This window comes from Streptomyces sp. TLI_105 (assembly GCF_900105415.1).
Taxonomy (GTDB): domain Bacteria; phylum Actinomycetota; class Actinomycetes; order Streptomycetales; family Streptomycetaceae; genus Streptomyces.
This window is the reverse complement of sequence record NZ_FNSM01000001.1, coordinates 2,037,038-2,056,706: the sequence shown is the minus strand read 5'-3', so window position 1 is coordinate 2,056,706 and position 19,669 is coordinate 2,037,038. Positions and strand designations below refer to the sequence as shown.

General features: G+C 72.2%; 14 protein-coding genes. 3 read left to right on the top strand and 11 right to left on the bottom strand.

Annotated elements, in window-relative coordinates; all coding sequences use genetic code 11:
* The 9 genes from BLW86_RS09370 to BLW86_RS09330 form a co-directional block, all read right to left on the bottom strand.
* Entirely contained in the window at nucleotides 1–1,545 is a 1,545-nt protein-coding gene (locus BLW86_RS09370; protein WP_093873598.1) for a right-handed parallel beta-helix repeat-containing protein, read from the bottom strand.
* Between the two features lie 11 nt (nucleotides 1,546–1,556).
* Nucleotides 1,557–3,527, bottom strand: a complete 1,971-nt coding sequence (locus tag BLW86_RS09365) for an alginate lyase family protein (protein ID WP_093873597.1) — start codon at nucleotides 3,525–3,527, stop codon at nucleotides 1,557–1,559.
* Nucleotides 3,524–5,716: a bi-domain-containing oxidoreductase gene (locus BLW86_RS09360; protein WP_093873596.1), complete on the bottom strand. Its 2,193-nt coding sequence runs from the start codon at nucleotides 5,714–5,716 to the stop codon at nucleotides 3,524–3,526. Before BLW86_RS09360 ends, BLW86_RS09365 begins: the two co-directional genes overlap by 4 nt.
* 17 nt (nucleotides 5,717–5,733) lie before the next feature.
* Entirely contained in the window at nucleotides 5,734–7,668 is a 1,935-nt protein-coding gene (gene asnB / locus BLW86_RS09355; RefSeq protein WP_093873595.1) for an asparagine synthase (glutamine-hydrolyzing), read from the bottom strand.
* A 3-nt stretch (nucleotides 7,669–7,671) separates the two neighbouring features.
* Nucleotides 7,672–9,192 carry a Wzz/FepE/Etk N-terminal domain-containing protein gene (locus BLW86_RS09350; RefSeq protein WP_093873594.1) on the bottom strand — a complete coding sequence of 507 codons (1,521 nt, stop codon included), beginning with the start codon at nucleotides 9,190–9,192 and terminating at the stop codon, nucleotides 7,672–7,674.
* Nucleotides 9,189–10,553 carry a Wzz/FepE/Etk N-terminal domain-containing protein gene (locus BLW86_RS09345; protein ID WP_093873593.1) on the bottom strand — a complete coding sequence of 455 codons (1,365 nt, stop codon included), beginning with the start codon at nucleotides 10,551–10,553 and terminating at the stop codon, nucleotides 9,189–9,191. The genes BLW86_RS09350 and BLW86_RS09345 overlap by 4 nt, the downstream gene beginning before the upstream one ends.
* A complete protein-coding gene (locus tag BLW86_RS09340) occupies nucleotides 10,550–11,815 on the bottom strand; it encodes a glycosyltransferase family 4 protein (RefSeq protein ID WP_093873592.1) in 1,266 nt (421 codons plus the stop codon). The genes BLW86_RS09345 and BLW86_RS09340 overlap by 4 nt, the downstream gene beginning before the upstream one ends.
* The gene (locus BLW86_RS09335; RefSeq protein WP_093873591.1) at nucleotides 11,805–13,121 is read right to left on the bottom strand and encodes a nucleotide sugar dehydrogenase; all 1,317 of its coding nucleotides are present in this window, start codon (nucleotides 13,119–13,121) and stop codon (nucleotides 11,805–11,807) included. The genes BLW86_RS09340 and BLW86_RS09335 overlap by 11 nt, the downstream gene beginning before the upstream one ends.
* A gap of 79 nt (nucleotides 13,122–13,200) precedes the next feature.
* Nucleotides 13,201–14,682 carry a sugar transferase gene (locus BLW86_RS09330; RefSeq protein ID WP_093873590.1) on the bottom strand — a complete coding sequence of 494 codons (1,482 nt, stop codon included), beginning with the start codon at nucleotides 14,680–14,682 and terminating at the stop codon, nucleotides 13,201–13,203.
* Between the two features lie 805 nt (nucleotides 14,683–15,487).
* Between BLW86_RS09330 and BLW86_RS09325 the strand changes: the two genes are divergently transcribed.
* Together BLW86_RS09325 and BLW86_RS09320 are read left to right on the top strand one after the other, a co-directional pair.
* On the top strand, nucleotides 15,488–16,075 hold the full coding sequence (locus BLW86_RS09325) for an RNA polymerase sigma factor (protein WP_093878589.1): 588 nt from the start codon (nucleotides 15,488–15,490) through the stop codon (nucleotides 16,073–16,075).
* A gap of 3 nt (nucleotides 16,076–16,078) precedes the next feature.
* Nucleotides 16,079–16,873, top strand: a complete 795-nt coding sequence (locus BLW86_RS09320) for a hypothetical protein (RefSeq protein WP_093873589.1) — start codon at nucleotides 16,079–16,081, stop codon at nucleotides 16,871–16,873.
* Between the two features lie 149 nt (nucleotides 16,874–17,022).
* Here BLW86_RS09320 and BLW86_RS09315 read toward each other — a convergent pair whose 3' ends face one another.
* On the bottom strand, nucleotides 17,023–17,748 hold the full coding sequence (locus BLW86_RS09315; RefSeq protein WP_093873588.1) for an SDR family NAD(P)-dependent oxidoreductase: 726 nt from the start codon (nucleotides 17,746–17,748) through the stop codon (nucleotides 17,023–17,025).
* A gap of 105 nt (nucleotides 17,749–17,853) precedes the next feature.
* On the opposite strand from BLW86_RS09315, the gene BLW86_RS09310 reads away from it, so the two are divergent.
* Complete coding sequence (locus BLW86_RS09310) at nucleotides 17,854–18,693, top strand: LysR family transcriptional regulator (RefSeq protein ID WP_093878588.1); 840 nt, start codon at nucleotides 17,854–17,856, stop codon at nucleotides 18,691–18,693.
* A 64-nt stretch (nucleotides 18,694–18,757) separates the two neighbouring features.
* On the opposite strand, the gene BLW86_RS09305 is transcribed toward BLW86_RS09310, so the two are convergent.
* On the bottom strand, nucleotides 18,758–19,585 hold the full coding sequence (locus BLW86_RS09305; RefSeq protein ID WP_093873587.1) for a hypothetical protein: 828 nt from the start codon (nucleotides 19,583–19,585) through the stop codon (nucleotides 18,758–18,760).
* Nucleotides 19,586–19,669: the final 84 nt, after the last annotated feature.

Sequence of the window (19,669 nt, the reverse complement as noted above, 5' to 3'; positions counted from 1 at the left end):
TCAACCACCGTCCCGCGTACGGAAGGTGCTGCCCGCGTCCTGCCCGTACGGTGCGCCCTGCCACTGCCCGGCGCCGAGCGTCCGGCCCGCGTCGTGCGCGACGAACGTCCACGGCCCGACGTAGACGTTGTCGTGCCAGCGGTTGTCCTGCCGGAGCGTGATCGCCCGGGCCACCCGGTCGCCCTTGTACGGCGACCAGCCCGGAGAGGTCCCGTCGTTGGAGAGCACCGCCATTCGGTCGCACAGGACCGTGCAGTCGAGGACGGACTTGTCGAGGGCGAAGCGGTTGCCGTGGATGTCCACCCGCTGGGTCTTCCACCGGCAGTCGGCGTAGAGCGGTGCGCCGGCGATCCCGGGCTGCGCGCAGCGTCCGGTGTCCTTCACCAGGAGGGTGCAGTAGCCGGTCGAGGTGTTGGCCGGGCTGTTGCAGAACCGGTCGGCGTTCTCCCACAGGGTGATCCCCGACCAGTTGTCCTCGAGCACGTTCCCGTAGATCTCGATCCTGTCCGTACGGGCGGGGATCCGCGGCTCGCCGCCGGCCTCGGACACGTAGACGCTCGCGTACGGGAAGTCGTCGCCGTCCTCGGCGCCCGCGCGGCCCTCGACCCAGTTGTTCCGCCGGATCGTGTTGTTCCGGACGACCGCGTTGTAGCTGGTCTCGTACATCAGCGCGGCGCCGTCGTTCTCTTCGAGGACGTTGTCCTCGAAGAGGAAGTCGTTGTTGTTGTTGTCCGCCCACAGCCCGGTCCCGCGGTTGTCGTGCACCCAGTTGCCGCGGATGTCGGCGCCGTCGACCGCCCAGAACTTGATGCCTCCCGTGCAGCCGCAGCCCGGCTGCTTCCGCTCCCAGTCGTCGGTGTTGTTGCCCGTGATCTCGTTGCCCTCGACGACCAGGCCCTTGATGGAGTCACCGGTCTTGTAGGCGTTCATGCCGTACTGGCCGTTGCCGCGCAGACAGCTGGCGCGGACCTGCTGGCGGGCACCGGCCATCAGCCCGGCACCCGAGTTGTGCTGGATCGTCGCGTGCTCGATCACCCACCCGTCGGCCATGTCGTGGTTGACCACGCCCTCGTCCTGCGGCGCGACGAAACCCTGCACGGTCAGGTACTTGATCGTGACGTCGCGGGCGGTGCCGCCGAACGCGTACTGGTTGGTCTTCGCGCCGTCGAGCACCGCGCCCGGCGCCCCGATGTACGTGTTCCCCTCCTTGGCGAGGACCTGGTCGTACTCGCCCGGGTCCAGCCTGTGCCTGCCCGGCCGCAGCCAGAACGTGGTGCCCGGCGGGCTGTCCTCGGTCTTCGCGGTCAGGTCACCGGTCACCGAGGGGTCGACCGTCACCGCGCCCGCCGGCGCCCGCGCCGGTCCGGCCGGGGGCTCGGCGCACACCCGGGCCACGGCCGTGGACGCGGACGGAGCGGCGGTGGCCTTCGGCCGGCCGTCCGGCTTCGGCCGGGCGTCCGGCGCGCCGCCGCTCTCGCAGCCGGTCGCCACGAGCAGCGCGAGCAGTGCCGCCGGCACCGCCCGGTGCCGCCACGTGATCTGCAAGGTCCTCCTCCCTAGCCGTGGAACGCGAGTACGGTGACGAACTCCGCGCCGTCGGCGAGACCCGTGCCGAGCAGCGTGGTGGCGGGCTCCTTGCGCCCGAAGCCCTCGGAGTACCAGCCGAGCATGGGGTATTCCCTGCCCGAAGAGCTCGGGGAAGGCTCGCTCTCGCCGCGGTGCGCCCGCCAGGAGAGCCCCGCGGGCAGGTCGAGCACCGCGGAGCGGTCCTCGCCGTCCACGGTCCAGGCGAGCACCGCCCGGTTCCCCACGAGCTCGGCGGAGATCGCCGGGCCGAGGTGGAACGCCAGCTCCACGGCCGTGCCCGGGCCCCGCACCTCGTCGACCACCCGCAGCTCCCGGCTCGCGGCCGTCAGCTCCACCCGGCGGCGGTGCACGGAGGGCCGGTAGCCGTCGTGCTCGGCGCACCAGCGGGACACCGCCGGGTTCGAGGTGTCCGCGACCAGGACGCGGCTCTCGGCGTGCCGGGTCCACAGGAACGGGCCGCCGGAGACGGACTGGTCACGGCCGTGGAGCCGCAGGGTGTTGTGGCCGAGGGTCGACCGGAAGTACTGCCGCCACTCGGGCTGCCCGTGGTAGCAGAACGTCCCCGGGTCGGCGAGCACGTCGACGCCGTCGTGCCGGACCTCCACGGACAGGGCGTCCGCGTGCCCGTGCGCGGCGATGGACAGGAAGCCGTGCGGGCCGCCGTCGCAGCGGACCCAGATCTCCCCCGGCGCCCTCATGATCGTCATGCCCGCGTCGGGGAAATGGACCGGCCGGTTCGCCGGCCGCTTCACGGCCGGTCCGCCGGTCCTGATGAGCGCGGCCAGCAGCGGGGTGCGCACATCGGTGCCGGTCACCTCCGGCCACCAGGCGAGCCGACCGAACACGGCGTCGCCGGTGGCGAGGAGCGAGCCCCAGCGGTCGCTGCCCGCGCCGTCCACGATCAGACCGTGCCCGTCGTCCGAATCCCCCTGGCGGGGCGGCCGCAGCCGGTCGTCCACGACGGCCGCGAGCGCGTCGGTCATCCGCAGCAGGACGAGCCGGGTGGTCGCGGGCACCGGCACGCCGGCGGCGTCGGCCTCGGCCAGCGCGGCCAGGCCGAGTTCGAGGACGAGGCCGTGGTACTCGGAAGCCAGCTCGCGGTTGAGGCCGGACAGGAAGGTGTTGCTCCGCAGATGCCGGTCGAGCGACCGCAGCGCGTCGTCCCGCCAGCGCGCCGAGGCGGGGAACCAGCCGAACGCGCAGGCCGCGGCGAACTGCCCGGCGGCCTCCGCGACGACGTGGTTGTTCGCCGAGGACCCCCGGCTGGGGAAGGCGGCCAGCCAGCGCTGGTGGTACCAGATCTGGCGGAGCGCCACCGGGTTCTCCTCGAAGAGACCGGCCGCGCCCTGCCAGCCGTCGAGCAGCCGGCGGATCCACACCCAGGAGAGCAGTCGGATCCCCAGCTCGATGCCGCTCGTCCAGTGCACCCCGCGCAGCGGCGCGTTGGCCGCCCACCACGACCGCAGATGGCCGGCCACCCGCTCCGCGTACCGCTCGTCCCCGGTGACCGCGTAGGCGGCGGCGAGCACGGTGAGGTACTGGTGCCGGGACGGTTCCCAGATCTGCTTGATGTCCCCGACCGTCTCCTCGTCCCGGTACGGCACGTCGAAGGCGTACCCCGAAGGTGCCCGGCGCCCGGTCTTCGGGTCGTACCACCAGTCCGGGTCGGCCAGGTCGTCGCGCTCCACCCCGAAGTACTCGGCATGCCCGGCCATCAACCGGTCCGCCTCGGCCACGAGACGCTTCGCGGCGTCCGGGGCCACCCCGTCGATCGTCCCGACGGGGAACACGGCGGTGAACCGGGCGCCGGTCACGCCCGGGAACTCCGGCCGCGCCGACCGCCACCGCCGCCTGCGCACCGCGTCGACCGCCCGGCCGCCGACCTCCCGCGGCCCCATCGCGGACAGCCGCCGCAGGTACCAGCCCGCGCTCATCGTCATCGGTGCCTCGCCAGCGTCACCGGCGCGCCGCCCGCCAGGCCGGCCGGCACGGCGAGGGTGGCCGCCGTGGTGGCGACGAGCGATTCCAGCGGCACCGGCATCGGCCCGCCGGTCCGTACGGCCCGGAAGAACGCGGCCAGTTCGGCGTTCTGGCCCTTGTCGCGGGCCTTGGGCAGCCGCGAACTGACCCACCGCTTCCGACCGGCCGTGCTCTTTTCGAAATACACCGAGGCGCGGACGAAGTCGTCGAGCCGCAGCACCTTGCCGTCGGCGACCAGGTCGAGGGTCTCCTTGGGGAAGCCGGAGGCGCCGGTGGTGACGTAGCTGATGGTGACGGTGGACCCGTCCGGGTAGCGCAGCACGACCTGGAGGTCCTCGTTGCCGGGGGTAGCCACCGCGTAAACGGAGACGGGATCGGCGTCGAGGAGCCAGCTCGCGGTGTCGATGAAGTGACCGCCCTCGCCGGCGAACCGCGAGCCCTCGCTGCCCTGCCGGAGGTACCAGCTGCCGTGCTCCAGACGGCCGGCGTTGACCAGGTAGCGGAGGTTCGCAGGACCGGTCCGGGCACCGAACCGCCGCTTCGCCTCCTGGAGCAGCGGTGCGAACCGGCGGTTGAAGCCCACCTGGAGCCGGTCGTTGCCGGTCTCCTCCACGGTCGCGAGCACACCGGCCAGCTCGTCCTCGCCGAGCGCCAGCGGCTTCTCCACGAACACCGACTTGCCGGCGAGCAGCGCCTTCCGGGTCAGGTCGGCGTGCGAGCTGTGCCGGGTGACCACGAACACCGCGTCGACGGACTCGTCGCCGAGCACGGCGTCGAGATCGGTGGTGGCGCGGGCGAAGCCGAACTTCCGCTGCGCGTTGGCCGCGGACAGGGCCGTCGTGGTGACGACCGTGGACAGCTCGACGCCCTCGCGCTCGGCCAGGTGGGGCAGCAGCATCGAGGTGGCGTAGTTGCCCGCCCCGATGAACGCGACCCGTACCGGCGTCCCGGCGGCCCTGGCCGTCGTGCGCGTCACGTTCACCGCGGGCACGGCCACCGCCGGCGCCTCCGGGGCCTCCTCCGTCTGCTCGGGGTACCGGAACAGTACGGCCACGGCCTTCAGCTCGCCGTCCTTCAGCGACCGGTACGTCTCGACGGCGTCGTCGAAGGCGGCGACGTGGGACACCAGGGGCTCCACGTCGACGCTGCCCCGGGCCATGAGGTCGAGGAAGCACGCCAGGTTCCGGCGCTCGGTCCAGCGCACGTAGCCGATCGGATAGTCCCGCCCCTCCAGCTCGTACTCCGGGTCGTAGCGCCCCGGGCCGTAACTGCGGGAGAACCGGACGTCGAGTTCCTTCTCGTAGTACGCGTTCCACGGCAGGTCCAGACGGCACTTGCCGATGTCGACGACCCGGCCGCGGTCCCGGCACAGCCGGGCGGCCAGCTCGACGGGCTGGTTGCTGCTGCCACCGGCCGCCAGGTACACCTGGTCCACGCCGTGACCGCCGGTGAGCTCGGCGACGGCGGCCTCCACGGAGGCCGATCCGGGATCGCCGCAGGCCTCGGCGCCCAGGCGCTCGGCGAGCTCGCAGCGCGCCGGGTCGGGGTCGGCGCCGACGACGCGGACGCCCGCGGCGGCGAGGAGCTGCACCACCAGCTGCCCGATCAGCCCGAGGCCGATGACGAGCGCCACCTCGCCGAGCTGCGGCTCGCCCTGGCGGACGCCCTGAAGCGCGATGGACCCGACGGTGCCGAAGGCGGCGTGCCGGGGCGCGAGGCCGTCCGGGACCGGGGTGTAGAGGTTCTTCGGCACCCAGTTCAGCTCGGCGTGCAGTGCGTGCTCGTTGCCGGCGCAGGCCACGAGGTCGCCGACCTTCACGTCGTCGATCCCGGCGCCGACCTGCTCGACCACCCCGCACAGCGAGTACCCGAGCGGCGTGTACGAGTCGAGCTTGCCCATCACCTTGCGGTACGTGGCGGGCACGCCGTTGGTGGCCACGCTCTGCACGACCTTGGCGACCTGGTCCGGGCGCGAGCGGGCCTTGCCGAGCATCGACATCCCGGCCTCGGAAACCTTCATGAGCTCGGTGCCCGTGGATATCAGCGAGTAGGCGGTCCGGACGAGGACACCGCCCGGCTTGCACCCCGGCACCGGGACGTCGAGCACGGCCAGTTCGCCGCTCTTGTAGTTCTGTACGACCTGTTTCACCGAAGTCCTCTTGTTCTCTACGAGGTCAAGGAAGCGTTCTGGCCGGCCTTGGAGGTGGCGCCGCGGTACCAGTACTCGAGGGTCAGCACGTGCCACAGATGCTTGGAGTGGTCCTGGTGCCCGGCCGCGTCCTCGGCGGCGAGGCGCGCCAGGGCGTCGCGGCGCAGGAAACCGGAGCGGACCAGCTCGCCGTCGTGGATCACCTCGCGCACCAGCGGGGCCAGGTCGCGGCTCATCCAGGCGCGCAGCGGGGCGCTGAAGAGGCCCTTGGGCCGGTACACGATCTCCCGGGGCAGGATCGAGGTGGCCGCCTCCTTGAGGACGGCCTTGCCCTGACGGCCGACGATCTTGCGGTCGCCGGGCACGGTGAACGCCGCCTTGACCACCTCGACGTCCACGTACGGCACCCGCACCTCGGTCGACGCGGCCATGCTCGACCGGTCCGTGTACGCCAGGTTCAGGCCCGGCAGGAACATCCGGGCGTCGCCCAGGCACATGCGGTTGACGAAGTCGTCGAGCGCGTTGTCCTCGTACACGTCCGCGTGCTCGGTCAGCACGTCGTCGACCGTCCCGGCCAGGTCCGGATCGATCAGGCCGAGCAGCTCGTCCCGGTCGTACATGGTGTAGCTCCGCCGGAACGCCGTCTCCTCCGGCAGATCGGCGAACGACAGGAACCGCTTCGCGAAGCGCACCGACCGGTACCCGCGGCGGGCCGAGGCGACCGGCAGCAGGTCGACGGCCTTGGACACGCCGCTCCGCAGGGGCCGCGGCACGCGCTGGTAGCGCAGCGCGATCAGGTTGGCCAGATGCTTGCGGTACCCGGCGAACAGTTCGTCGGCACCCATCCCCGACAGCATCACCTTCACCCCGGCCTCCCGGGCGGCCGAGCAGATCAGGAAGGTGTTGATCGCGGCGGGGTCGCCGATCGGCTCGTCCAGGTGGTACGTCATCCGCGGCAGCAGGTCGAGCACGTCCGGGGCGATCTCGATCTCGTGCAGGTCGACGCCGAACCGCTCGGCCACCTGCCGGGCATAGCGCAGGTCGTCCGGCATCGCCTCGAACTTGGCGTCCTCGGCGCGGAACCCGATCGTGTAGGCCGAGATCCCGGGCTGCTCGCGGGCCGCGAGCGCCGTCAGATAGCTGGAGTCGAGCCCGCCCGAGAGGAAGGTCGCCACGGGCACGTCGGACAGCAGATGACGCCGGGTCGACTCCTCGACGATCGCGGCGAGATCCGGCCGCTCGCCGGCCAGGGCCCGCTCCCGGCCCTCGGCGGCGACGTCCTTCAGATGCCAGAACCGGCCGCGCTCCACCCGCCCGTCGGGCCGGCACCGCAGCCAGCTCCCCGGCGGCAGCTTCTCCGCCTCGCGGAACGCGCACCGCGAGTCCGGCACCCAGTAGTAGAGCAGCGAGGCCACCAGGGCCGCGTGGTCCACCTCCAGGGATCCGCCGGTCACGGCGGCGAGCGCCTTCAGCTCGGAGGCGAACACCAGGCCCTCGCCGCGCCGCAGCAGGAACAGCGGCTTGATGCCCAGCTGATCGCGGGCGAGCACCAGCTCACCGGTGCGCTCGTCGAAGATCCCGAACGCGAACATGCCGCGCAGCCGGGGCAGGCAGTCCGTGCCCCAGCGCCGCCAGGCCTCCAGGACCACCTCGGTGTCGGAGGTCCCCCGGAAGCGCACACCCGCCGCCGCCAGCTCGGCCCGCAGCTCGGGCGCGTTGTACAGCTCGCCGTTGTACGTCAGGACGAGGCCGCCCGAGACCATCGGCTGGGCGCCGGTCTCGGACAGGTCGACGATCGACAACCGGCGGTGCCCCAGGTGCACTTCCGCGTCACCGACGGGGTGGCCGTACCGGCCGGCCCCGTCCGGCCCGCGATGCGCGAGGGTCTCGGTGAGCCGGTCGGTCACTTCCTTCCCGTCAGGCCATCGGTACGTGCCTGCGATGCCACACATGTGCTACCGCGCCTCCTGGTCGCTGTCCGGGACCGTCGCCCACGCGGGCAGACGCTCCCTCTGCCGCCGGCCCGTGCCGTTCGCCCGGGCAGGCCCCTCGTTCCGGCCGCGCGGCGCGGCCTGCGGCCCCCCGTCCCACAGCGTGCCGTCGGTCCGGTCACGCGGATCGGGGTCGATCAGCACCACACCGAGCACGAGGATGCGCTGGTCGGCGAGTTGCCGCGCCACGGTGTGCAGCCAGGCCGCGCTGCCGTGTCCGGCCCGGACGACGAGCACGGTCCGCGTCCCCAGGTACGGCAGGTCGGTCCATGCCGCGCCGGGCCCCACCGAGCCGACGCCGATCCGGCGCTCCTGGTGCGCCACGGCCGCGGCACGCTCCAGACCGACCACGGTCGGGTCCCCGGGCCGCGGCCGGTGGCCGGAGAGTTCCGGGCCGGGCAGACCGTCGACGACGACCACCGGCCCCTCCGCGCCCAGGGACCCGGCGAGGTCGAGCGCGATCACGCGCGCGCCGTCCGCGCAGCCCAGTTCGAGGAGGGACATCGGCTCCGCGGAGTCGCGCGCAGTGCGGGCCAGGGACGCGGTGAGCCGGGCCCGTGCCGTCCGGGTCCTGCGGCGCTGCCACCGCCGGCCCGGCCGGCCGGGCAGCTCCGCGATCACCGAGGCCCCGAGGTGCGCCGCGATCTCCCGGCGCAGCACGGGACGGTCCGCCACCACCGTGCCGACGGCCGCCACCGCGAGCCCCAGGGCGAGCCCGAGGACCAGCCCGATCCCGGCGTCCTTGGCGAGGGCCTTGGGAAGGGAGCGCTTGACCGGGCGCGGGTCGTCGACGATCTGCGTGCCGGAGACCAGCCGGGGCGTGCCGATGCGGGCCTCCTCGGCGCGCTGGCTGAAGTCGGAGATGCGCGAGGTGAGTTCGGCCCGGCGGGAGAAAAGCGACTCCGTGTTCGCCGAGGCCTTCGCCGCGCCCTGTGGCGACTCGTCCCCGATCTCCTTGTTGACCTCGGCGAGTTCGTCCTTCAGCCGGTCCCGCTGGTCGAGCAGGGCCTTGGCGTCGGCGTTCGCGGCCTGCTGTATCCGCCGCACGTGGTCCGCGACGAACGCGTCGGCCAGCGCCTTCACGCGGGCGACCGCGTCGGCGTCGCTGTCACCCGTCGCGTTGATCTGCAGCAGGTTGTTGGTGAGACCGAGTCCCTCGTAGTCCTTCATGAAGTCCTCGGGCTTCTCCGAGGACTTGAGGGTCTTCAGGGCGTCACCGGCGATCCGGGTGGTCTGCAGCAGCGCGACATCGGTGCGGATCAGCGTCCCGGGGTCGTTCGGCTGGTCCTCCTGCCGGGCGACGAGGACCTTCGTCATCGCGGTCGGCGGCGCCGGCAGCAGGACCGCCACCGCCGCGCCGAGGACAAGACCGAGCAGCGCGAGCGAACCCCAGAGCCGGCGGCGTCTGAGCACCGCCACCACCAGGGAATGCAGGTCGAGCAGGGGAGCGGCGAGCGGAGACTCCGCGGTCGTACGTGTCGTCACGCCGGACCTCCCGTCGCGTCGGCGCCCACGGCGAGCACCGGCGTCGCGGCCTCCCGGGGGCGGCCGGCGGACCCCTTCGTACGGATCCGGACCGTGCCGGCCAGGACGACGCCGACGACCTCGTGCCCGGCGTCCGCGCACGCCTCGGCGATGCCGCCGAGCTCACCGGCCGTCCAGTTGCCCGCGCTGAGCACGACGAGCGCGCCGGACCCGTCGTGGTCCGGCACCATAGGCTCCGACACCGAGACGCCCACCACCCGCAGCACCGGATCGCCACCGGCCTCGGCGACGAGCTCCCCGGCGGCCCGGCGGGCGATCGGGTCGCCGTCCGGGACGACGACGAGCAGCGGCCGGGCGGCCGGCAGCCGGTCCCGGAGGCGGGCGCACACCCGCCGGTAGCGGGTCCGCCGGCCGGCCTCGTCGCCCGAGGTCCGCGGGGGTGGGACGTCCCACCGGATGTCGGTCCCGAGGAGCCGGCGGATCCAGGCCCGCGGGCCGCGGCCCTCCGGCCGGTGCGCGTTCCGCTCGGCGGGCACGTCGACGGAGCCGAGGAGCGCCACGCCGAGGGCCCCGGCGATCTCCCCCTCGGTACGCAGCCGGCGGTTCCTCCGCGCCGCCGTGAGGTGGCCTGTCACCGTGACGAGGAAGAACAACAGCGCCCCGGCGGCGATGAGTTGGATCCGCGTCGGCGGTGCCTCGCCGGTGGGCCGGGCCGCCGGGCCCATGACGACCATGTGGGCCTTGCTCGACGTGGGGTCGGCCTGGCCCAGTTTCTCGATGGACTCCTGCAGCGCGGTGCGCAGCCCCTCGAGCTCGGTGCGGGTCTGCACGCTCTCCACGCTCCGCCCCGTACCGGCCGCGTCGGCCAGTTCGGTGATGCGGCGGCCGGTCTGCGCGACGGTCTGCCGCAGGGTTTCGAGCCGCGCCGCCGCCTCGGGGTCGGCGTTGTCGCCCACGATCCGCGCGGCGAAGGCGACGAACTGCTCGGCCACCTGGTCGGAGAGCTGCTGTGCGCGCTCGGGCGTGTCGGCGGTGCCCGAGATCTCGATGATGTTTCCCTCGGAGGCCTTGGCGGTCACCCGCTCCTTCAGCTCGGTGGTGCCGACCCCCGTCCAGTGGAGCGCGGACGCCACGCGGTCGATCACCACCGAGCTGGTGGCGACCTCCGCCTGGGTCCGCAGCTCGCGCTCCTCCCACGCCCCCGGCAGCAGCACGGACGCCGACGTCGTGTAGCGCGGCGGGAGCAGCAGGGAGGTGCCGTAGCCGAGGAGCGCACCCACCACCACGAGGATGGTGAGGAGCCGCCGGCGCCGGCGGAGAATCCGCCCGATCGTGACCAGGCGTATCGTGTCCTCGCTCAACGGAGCGGCCTCGTCCCTTCCCCGTCGGGGTCGCCCGCCGACGCCGGAGCGTGGGGCCGGCAGGCTGCGGCGTAGGCGGCGAGCAGGGCTTGCTGGGAGTTCCGCCAGGAGAGCGGTCCACCGATCCGCTCCTGGCCGATCTTGCCCATGAGGGCCCGCTTCTCCGGGTCGTCGAGCAGCAGCGCGACGAGACGGGCGAACTCGGTCTCGTCGTTGGCGGGCGCGTAGACGGCGGCGTCACCGGCGGAGACCCGCGCCTCCCGGAGGTCGAACGAGACGATCGGCCGGCCCATGACCATGTACTCCAGGACCTTGTTCATGGTCGACACGTCGTTGAGTGGATTGTGCGGGTCGGGGGAGAGGCACACGTCCGCCGTGGACAGGTAGCGCGCCAGGTCGCCGTCCGGGATGCGCCCGGTGAACTCCACCTGCTCCGAGAGCCCGAGCCGCCGGGACAGCTCCACCATCGCGTCGAAGGTGTCGCCGCCGCCGACGAACACCGCGTGCCAGTCGGTCCGTCCGAGCTCGTCGCGCAGCCTGGCGAGGGCCCGCAGGGCGTAGTCGACGCCGTCCTGCGGCCCCATGACGCCGAGGTAGCACAGCAGATGGGGCTTGCCGCGCTTCAGCTCCGGCTCGGCCGGTACGGGGTGGAACCGGCCGACGTCGGGCGCGCTGCGCACCACGAAGACGTCCTCGGGCCGCCGGCCGCCACGGCGCACCGCGACGTCCCGGTAGCTCTCGTTCGTGGCGAGCACGACGTCCGCGGTCCGGTAGGTCAGCCGCTCCAGCGCGCACACGGCGCGGTAGAGCAGGTCCTTGCCGCGGTCGAACCGGGAGAGGTACAGCTCGGGCACCAGGTCGTGCTGGTCGAAGACGAACCGCGTGCCGCGCCGCTTCAGCCACAGGGCCGGCAGGAACAGCAGGTCGGGCGGGTTGCAGGCGTGGACCACGTGGACCGGGCCGACCTTCCGGGCCAGCCGGAAGGTGTGCCACAGAGCCGACCCGTACTCCTTCAGGTATCCGGCCGGCCCTCCGGTGGCCGCGCGCAGCGGGTAGCGGTGGATCCGTATCCCGTCGATCTCCGCGAACGGCTCGGTGTCCCGCTTGCCGCCCTGGGGGCAGATGACGTTCACCTGCCAGCCCGCGTCGCGCAGCGTCGTGCACTCCTGCCACACCCGCCGGTCGAACGGCACCGACAGGTTCTCCACCAGGATCAGCGCGCGGCGGGTCCGCCGGCCGCCGCCGGTCGTGTTACCAAGCAAGGCCCATGTACCCCGGTTCGGCCCGCCGCGCCTCGGCGTCGGGAAGGTGGATGAGGTCGACGATCACCGGGCCGTCACCGTGCGGCAGAGCCGCCACCACGGCCGGATCCCTGGTCCCGACCAGGCACACCTCGGCGTGCTCCAGTACGTCGTCGACGGAGTCCGTGAGCAGCTGCGCCAGGTGTGGCAGCCGGGACTCGATGTACTCACGGTTCGCGCCGAGCAGCCGGGAGAGGTGCACGTTGGCGTCGTAGATCCGCAGGTCGTAGCCCTTGCCGAAGAGCCGCTCCGCCAGCTCGACGAGCGGGCTCTCGCGGAGGTCGTCGGTGCCGGGCTTGAAGGAGAGGCCGAACAGGCCCACCCGGCGCTTGCCGGTGCGCTCGACCAGTTCCACCGCGCGCTGCAGATGGTCGGCGTTGGACGGCAGCACGTGGGAGAGGATGGGCACCGAGACGTCGGCCCGCTGTGCCGCGTGGACGAGGCTGCGCAGGTCCTTGGGCAGGCAGGAGCCGCCGAAGGCGAAGCCGGGCCGCAGGTAGGCGGGGCTGATGTTCAGCTTGCGGTCGGCCAGGAACACGTCGATCACCTGGTGCGAGTCCACCCCGAGCGCCTGGCACACCGCGCCCAGTTCGTTCGCGAAGCCGATCTTGAGGCCGTGGAACGCGTTGTCGGCGTACTTGATGGCCTCGGCCGTGGGGACCGGCACCCGGAACACCTCGCCGGGCAGGCCCTCGTACAGTGCCGCCACCACGTCGCCGCTCGCCGCGTCGAGCTCGCCGATGACGGTCTTCGGCGGGTCGAAGAAGTCCCGCACGCTCGTGCCCTCGCGCAGGAACTCCGGGTTGACCGCGACCCCGACGTCCACCCCGGCCGTGCCGCCGACGTTCTTCTCCAGGATCGGCACCAGCAGGTTCAGGCAGGTGCCCGGGAGCATGGTGCTGCGGAACACGACGGTGTGCCGCCCGCCCCGCTCGGCGAGCGCGGCGCCGATCTCCTCGGTGACCCGCTCCAAGTACGTGGTGCACAGGCTGCCGTTGGGCTCGGACGGCGTGCCCACGCAGATCAGCGACACCTCGCTGCCCGTGATCGCCTCGCGGACGTCGGCGGTGGCGCGGAGCGCTCCGGTCCGCACGACCTCGGCGACGAGCTCGCCGATCCCCTCCTCGACCACCGGGGCCTTGCCGTCGTTGACCAGGTCGACCTTGACCTGGTTGACGTCCACCCCGATGACCTCGTGGCCCATGCTGGCCAGGCACGCGGCCGACACGCAGCCCACGTAGCCGAGCCCGAAAACGCTGATCCTCACGACTCGTTCCTCCCCCCAGGCAGGCCCTTGCGGCCTGCGGTCCGAGCTCCGGCTGTCCGCCGACGCCGCCCCCCGCACATCAATAGGCCCCCTGCCCGTAGAGCACCGCACGCAGCGTCTTCCACAAGATCACCGTGTCCAGGGCGAGCGACCAGTCCTCCACGTACCGCAGGTCGAGGCGCACGGCCTCCTCCCACGGCAGGTCGCTGCGTCCGCTGATCTGCCACAGGCCGGTGAGGCCGGGCTTGACGAGGAGACGCCGCCGGATGTCCGGGCCGTACGCGGCGGACTCCTCCGGTAACGGCGGCCGCGGACCGACGAGCGACATCGACCCGGTGAGCACGTTGAAGAGCTGTGGGAGCTCGTCGATCGAGTACCGGCGCAGCACCGCTCCCACCCGGGTCACCCGCGGGTCCCGGCGGAGCTTGAAGAGCGGTCCCGCGCCCTCGTTGTGGTCGGCCAGCGCGGCACGTGCCGCCCCGTCGGCCCCGGTGACCATGGTGCGGAACTTGAGAATGGTGAACTCGCGGCCGTCCTTGCCGACCCTGCGCTGCCGGTAGAACGCCCCGCCGCGGCTGTCAAGGAGCACGAGCAGCGCGACGAGCGCCATCAGCGGCGTGAACAGGAGCAGCAGGACCGCCGCGCCCAGCCGGTCGACGACCTCCTTGATCGCCCGGCGGCCGCCGGTGAAGGTCGGCATGCTGACCCGCAGCAGCGGTATCCCGAGCACGGCGTCGACGTGCAGCCGAGGGCCGGCCACCTCCATCAGCACGGGGGCCACGACCATCTCGGCGTCGCTCCCTTCGAGGTTCCAGGCCAGCCGCCGTAGCCGGTCCGGTGACCAGTGCGGGTCCGGGGTGACCGCGACGACCCGGTAGCCGTCGTGGCGGACGTGCTTGGCGACGTCCGCCAGCTGTCCGACGACCGGCACCCCGTCCAGCAGGTCACCGTCGAGCCCGCGTCCGTCCGTCGTGCACACCGCCTCCACGCGCCAGCCGAGGTGCGGGAACTTGCGGGTCCGGGTGATCAGGTCGCGCACGGTGTCCGGGCTCCCGGCGGCCAGCACCGGCCGCAGGCAGCGCCCTTCCTTCCGCTCCCTGTGCAGCCAGAGGCGCAGCAGGTACCGCGCGGTCATGGCGACGAGGGCGATCGCGGGGATCGCGACGAAGATCCAGAGTTTGATGTTGCGCGAGGTGAGGGCGATCCCGCCGAGCGCCAGGACGACGGTCGCCGTGAACAGGGAGCGGCCGAGCCGGCGGAACTCCTCGGCGCCCTGGCCGAGCACGGCGGGAGCCCATGCCCGGCTCACCGCCAGCGCCCCCAGCACCAGCAGCTGCGTGCCGAACGCGAGGATTCCCCATTTCTCATGCCAGTTGGCGGCGTCCCGGACTCCGAAGAAGTCTCCGATCGCCGTCACCACGAAGGCGGTGGCCACGGTGTCGCTGATGATCACGGTACGGCGGTAGCGCTGTTCCCACTCGATCGCGGGCCGGCTGATCGCCCCGTCCGCCAGGCGCTCGCGCGCAGACGGAAACGGGCTGACTAGTCCCCCTTGCCGCACAGAACCCCCCAGGTCCCCAGTGGTACGACGTGTGCGCCCGGCACTCCCCGGGAGGCCCCCGCCCTCCCCGGCGCATGGCATCCCGGCTCTTGCAGAGCTACGTGAACAAATCCCCCCGACGGCAGCGGACTCATCCGCCCCGTCAGGCACTCGAGGTGCGCGGAAATCCGTCGAGACCCCGGGTGCTCCCCGCACCCGACGCCCCTCGTGGGCCCCCGGAATCGATCGTCCCCATGCCCGGCGCCGCGGAGTGGCTCGTGACCTTCCGCAGTACCGGACCTATGGATCGTTAGTGGTCGCCTCGTGCCCGAACAGCTGAAGCACGGTCAATCTAGAGCATCGCGGGCCGGTGTGAAGAGGGATTGTGTGAAATTTGTGTTCGCCCCCCGAGGGTGGCTGGATCCATCGACCGGTGACCGCTTATGGGCGCTTTGACGCCCCTCCATGGTCCAGCAACTCGTCTGATGCCAAAGAGGGTTCGCCGCCGCTGTGATCAGGGTCACTCTGTCAGCCCGTGATGTTTCACGGGGTCGATCCGCTGGAACACCCGGCGGATTCCGCCGGGCCGCTCCATGGGGAGCCCGCGGCTCCTCGACGGGACGCGGAGCGTCCCGCCACCCCGACAGGGTGTCGGGAAAGGCCTGCTGACCGTCTGACAGGATGGATGACCTCCGGTTGTTCCGTGGGGGGCCGGGGTTCGTGGGTGTACGGGGTGTGAAGAGGTCGGGTGGGCGAGGGAACGGGGCACGCGCCCGCCACGGCACACGGCCCCGGGAGCGACGCCCGGTCCGGCCCGGAGAACGGCGTGCAGTTCGATCCGGAGGGTGACGCCCGGTCCGGCCCGGAGCGTGACGCCCGCCTCGCCGAGGCCGTCGAGCGGGCCCGACGGGGGGACGAGGGGGCGTTCGCGGAGGCCTACCGGATCGTCCACCCCGGACTGCTCGGCTATCTGCGCGGAATCGTCGGCGAGGACGCCGAGGACGTCGCCTCCGACGCGTGGCTGGAGATAGCCCGGGACCTCGGCCGCTTCCACGGCGACGGCGCGGGCTTCCGCGGCTGGACCGCGACCATCGCCCGCCACCGGGCCCTCGACCACCTGCGGCGCGTACGGGCCAGGCCCCGGCCCACCCGGTTCGAGCAGGACCTCCTCGAACTCCCGGCCGCCGACGACGCGGCCGACGAGGCGCTGGACGCGCTGTCGACGGAACGGGCGCTCGCCCTCATCGCGGGTCTTCCGCAGGACCAGGCCGAGGCCGTGCTGCTCCGGGTCGTCGTCGGTCTCGACGGCCCTTCGGCCGCCCGAGTACTGGGCAAGCGTCCCGGTGCGGTACGGTCCGCCGCACATAGGGGATTGAGGCGACTTGCGAAACAACTCACGGGGAGGGGGAGGTGACGGATGCGTGGTGAACCGTGGGACAGAGAGCCGACGGAGCTGCTGAGAGCCGCTCTGAGCGGCGAGCGAGGAGACGGGAGCGGCGTCGCAGGCGAGGAGGCCGCTCTCGCCGCCTTCCGGGAGGCCCGTGACACGGGGCTCCACACGTCACTGCCCACCCGCGACCGTGACGACTGGACCCCGGTCGCCGAGCGGCGGCGCCCCCGGCGTTCGCTGAAGGCGGCCGTGGCCGCGCTGGTTGCGAGCGTGACGCTCGGCGGCGTGGCCGTCGCCGCCGGCACTCTGCCCGAGCGCTTCCTCGGCACCACCGCCCCGCCCTCCGAACCGCGCCCGACCCGCCCCACGCCCGAACCCGTGAAGCCGGGCGCGACGGCCGGCACGAGCAGCGGCGCGGCCCGCACCTCCGCACCGCCCGGCACGACCGCTCCCCTACGTCCGGAGAAGGACCCCCAGGAGCTCTCCGGCAGGAGTCGTGACGCCCTCTGCCGTGCCGTCGAGCAGGAGGGGGAGGCGAAGGGCAAGGACAAGAACAAGGCGAAGGACAAGGGCAAGACGAAGGGCGAGAACAAGGCGAAGGACGAGGGCAAGACGATGGGCAAGGCGTCCACGTCCGCCGCCTGGCAGCGGCTCGTGGCCGCCGCGGGCGGCGAGGAGCTCGTCCCCGAGTACTGCCGGCACGACCCCCGCCCCGCCCGTACCCCGTCCGCCGGGCCCCGGTCGAACAACGGCGTCGGCCGCGGCGACTCCTCGGACAACCCCGGCAAGGGGGCCGACCGGCCGCGCGCCGACAGACCCTGACGGCTCCAGTACTCCAGCTGACGTTCGGGATTTGTCATGGCGGTGCTGCTTGCCGTCGCTGGTGGGGGCATCGTCGGGCGTCGCGCGACAAGAACGACTGCATCACCAGCAACGAACATCAGCTGGACTACCAGGGGCCGGTGAGCCTGTCACCAGGGCACTGTTCCCCCGTCGTCGAAGAATCCGCCGGTCGGTCCGTCGTCGGGCAGGGTCGCGAGGTGAATCGCGATCGCCGCGCCCTGGCGGGGAGTGCGGACGCCCTGGAAGCCGTTGAGGTCGGTGGCGGTGAAGCCGGGACAGCCGGAGTTGATCAGGATGTTGGTGTCGCTCAGTTCCTTGGCGTACTGGACGGTGACGGCGTTGAGGAAGGTCTTGGACGCCAAGTACGCAACGGGAATCGGGCCCATGTCGATGCCGGGCGTGGTCTGCAGGATGAGCGAGCCGACGCTGCTGGACATGTTCACGATCCGCGGCGATGCCGAGCCGCGCAGCAGGGGCAGCATCGCGTTGGTGACGCGGATGACCCCGATCACGTTGGTTTCCACGACGACCCGTACGGTCGCGGGATCGACCGTGGTGGGCGTCTGCGGCATACCGCCGGTGATCGCGGCGTTGTTGACCAGCACGTCGAGCCCTCCGGCGCGGTCGGCGATCAGCTCGGCCGCGGCGGCCACACTCGCGTCGTCCGCCACGTCGAGCGGAACGCCGAACGCGTCGGTCCCGGCTGCGCGCAGCTTCTCCACCGCGGTGTCGCGGCGCTGTTGATCCCGCGCGCCCACGCCGATTCGCCAGCCGAGGGCGCCCAGGCCCGCCGCGATCTCGTATCCGATTCCTTTGTTCGCACCGGTCACCAGCGCGATCGTCTGTTCACTCATGTCATCAAGCGTGGTGCGGACTCGGGTGGGACGTCCAAGACCGACTGGGTGGGCGGCGATACCGCACGGATATCGGTCGTGGTGAGCGCCGGATACGATGACGCGGTGGAGACGCGGGAGTTGCGATACTTCGTCGCCGTCGCGGAGGAGTTGCACTTCGGGCGGGCGGCGCAGCGGCTCGCCATGGCGCAACCACCGCTGTCGCGGGCGATCCAGCAGCTCGAGCGGCGGCTCGGAGTGGTTCTGCTGCACCGCACTGCTCGCGCAGTCGCCTTGACCGAGGCCGGGTCGGTGCTTCTGCGGGAGGCCCGGGCCGCACTCGACGCGGTCGAAGCCGCCGAGCGCCGCACCCGCCGCGCAGCCGCCGAATCGCCCGGTGTGGTGCTGGCCACGAAAGCCGGAGCGTCCAGCGAACTGTTGTCGAAGCTGCTGGACGCCTACGCCGCCGAGCCCGGCGCGGTCGCCGTCGAGGTGATGCTGTGCGGGCCCGGCGAGCAGGAAGGGCTGCTGCGCGACGGGCGTGCCGACGTCGCTCTGCTCCAGCGGCCCTTCGACACGACGGCCGGACTCGACACCGAGGACCTGCGCACCGAACAGCAGGTCGTGGTCCTGCCCGCGGGGCACCCCTTGGCCCACCGACCCCATATGTCGATAGCCGAGGTCACCACCCTGACGGACCTGCCCCTGCCGCGCTGGCCTCGACGGGGCGGGGGCTATCCGGACGGACCTGGCCCGCAGGTGCGCGACCACACCCAGCTGTTCCAGCTGATCGCGCTCGGACGGGCCTGCGCGGTCGTGCCCGAGTCCCTCCGGGCCCACTTGCGCGACGATCATGCGACGGTGCCGGTTCCGGACGCACCGGCTGTCACGACCGTCATCGCCTGGCCACCACACAGCAGATCCAAAGCCGTCGCCGACCTCGTCCGCACCGCGACACGCCTCTAGAGGCCGTGCGGGCGAAGACATGCTCGACGCGAACTCCGACCTGCTTGTGAGACGTGTAGTAGGGCTATGCGTCGAAGTGCCGCCAGGGGAAATCGTAGGTCCGCAGGGGGGCCAGGGTTTCGCGGTGGCGGGCTCCGAAACCGATGGTCGCTTTGCTCTCATGGGCGCTAATGCTGGCCAGCAGCCCGGGGGCTGCGTAGAACACGCTGCTTTCGTAAGTGGGCTTGTGGGGGCTGAGGGGGACTGGGCGCAGGAAGCTCCACAGCGGTTCGAGACGTTCGAGGGGCAGGACGAAGGTCCAGGCTCTGAAGGGTGCGATGCCGCATGCTTGGTCGAGGGTGAACTGGAGGAGAAAGCGGCTGAGGCGTTCCGCTTCGATGATCGTCTCCGGGTCGTCGTCGGAGTGCGGGTCCTCAGTGAGCCAGACAGGAGGGTCGGCGTCTTCCGGGCCGGTTTGAGGAGGCCAGGGGATGGACCAGTCCCTGCATCCCTGATTCTCCACCGCGAAGACCAGCTGGCTGCCGTGCGGCCTTGTGACGTGCTGGGGGCGCAGGAGCATCGGGTGGCAGAAGCGGTAGAGGGCGGGACGTGTGCGGGCCAGACGATGGAAGGCGGCCAGTGCCGGCGGCAGAAGGGCGAGAACGTCGTCCGCGGGTGCATCGGGGTCCGGCGGCGCTTCCTCGGCCGGGTACCACCCCAGGACCAGCATCTCCAGCGCGCGTACCGGGTCCGTGTCGACGTAGTCGATCCAGTCGACGGACAGCGGCGGCCCTTCAAGAGACGTGTCAGGGCACGGCGCGGTCCGGGACGCCGAGGTGAAGGCCTTCCAGACCGCGTCGCCCCAGTCCGCTTTCGTGCCGTTGCCGAAAAGACCGGCTTCCGGGGTGCCCATGGTGTGCTCCTTGTGTTCATGCGTTCATCCGGATCCTGGCATGAGGTGCCGACAACGCTCACGGGCCGAGCGGGACGGCAGCCG

What these genes read in the sequence shown, in the direction of transcription:
- asnB (WP_093873595.1), bottom strand. Translation starts at nt 7,668, where the DNA reads ATGTGTGGCATCGCAGGCACGTACCGATGGCCTGACGGGAAGGAAGTG.
- BLW86_RS09320 (WP_093873589.1), top strand. Translation starts at nt 16,079, where the DNA reads ATGCGTGGTGAACCGTGGGACAGAGAGCCGACGGAGCTGCTGAGAGCC.
- BLW86_RS09315 (WP_093873588.1), bottom strand. Translation starts at nt 17,748, where the DNA reads ATGAGTGAACAGACGATCGCGCTGGTGACCGGTGCGAACAAAGGAATC.
- BLW86_RS09305 (WP_093873587.1), bottom strand. Translation starts at nt 19,585, where the DNA reads ATGGGCACCCCGGAAGCCGGTCTTTTCGGCAACGGCACGAAAGCGGAC.
- BLW86_RS09365 (WP_093873597.1), bottom strand. Translation starts at nt 3,527, where the DNA reads ATGACGATGAGCGCGGGCTGGTACCTGCGGCGGCTGTCCGCGATGGGG.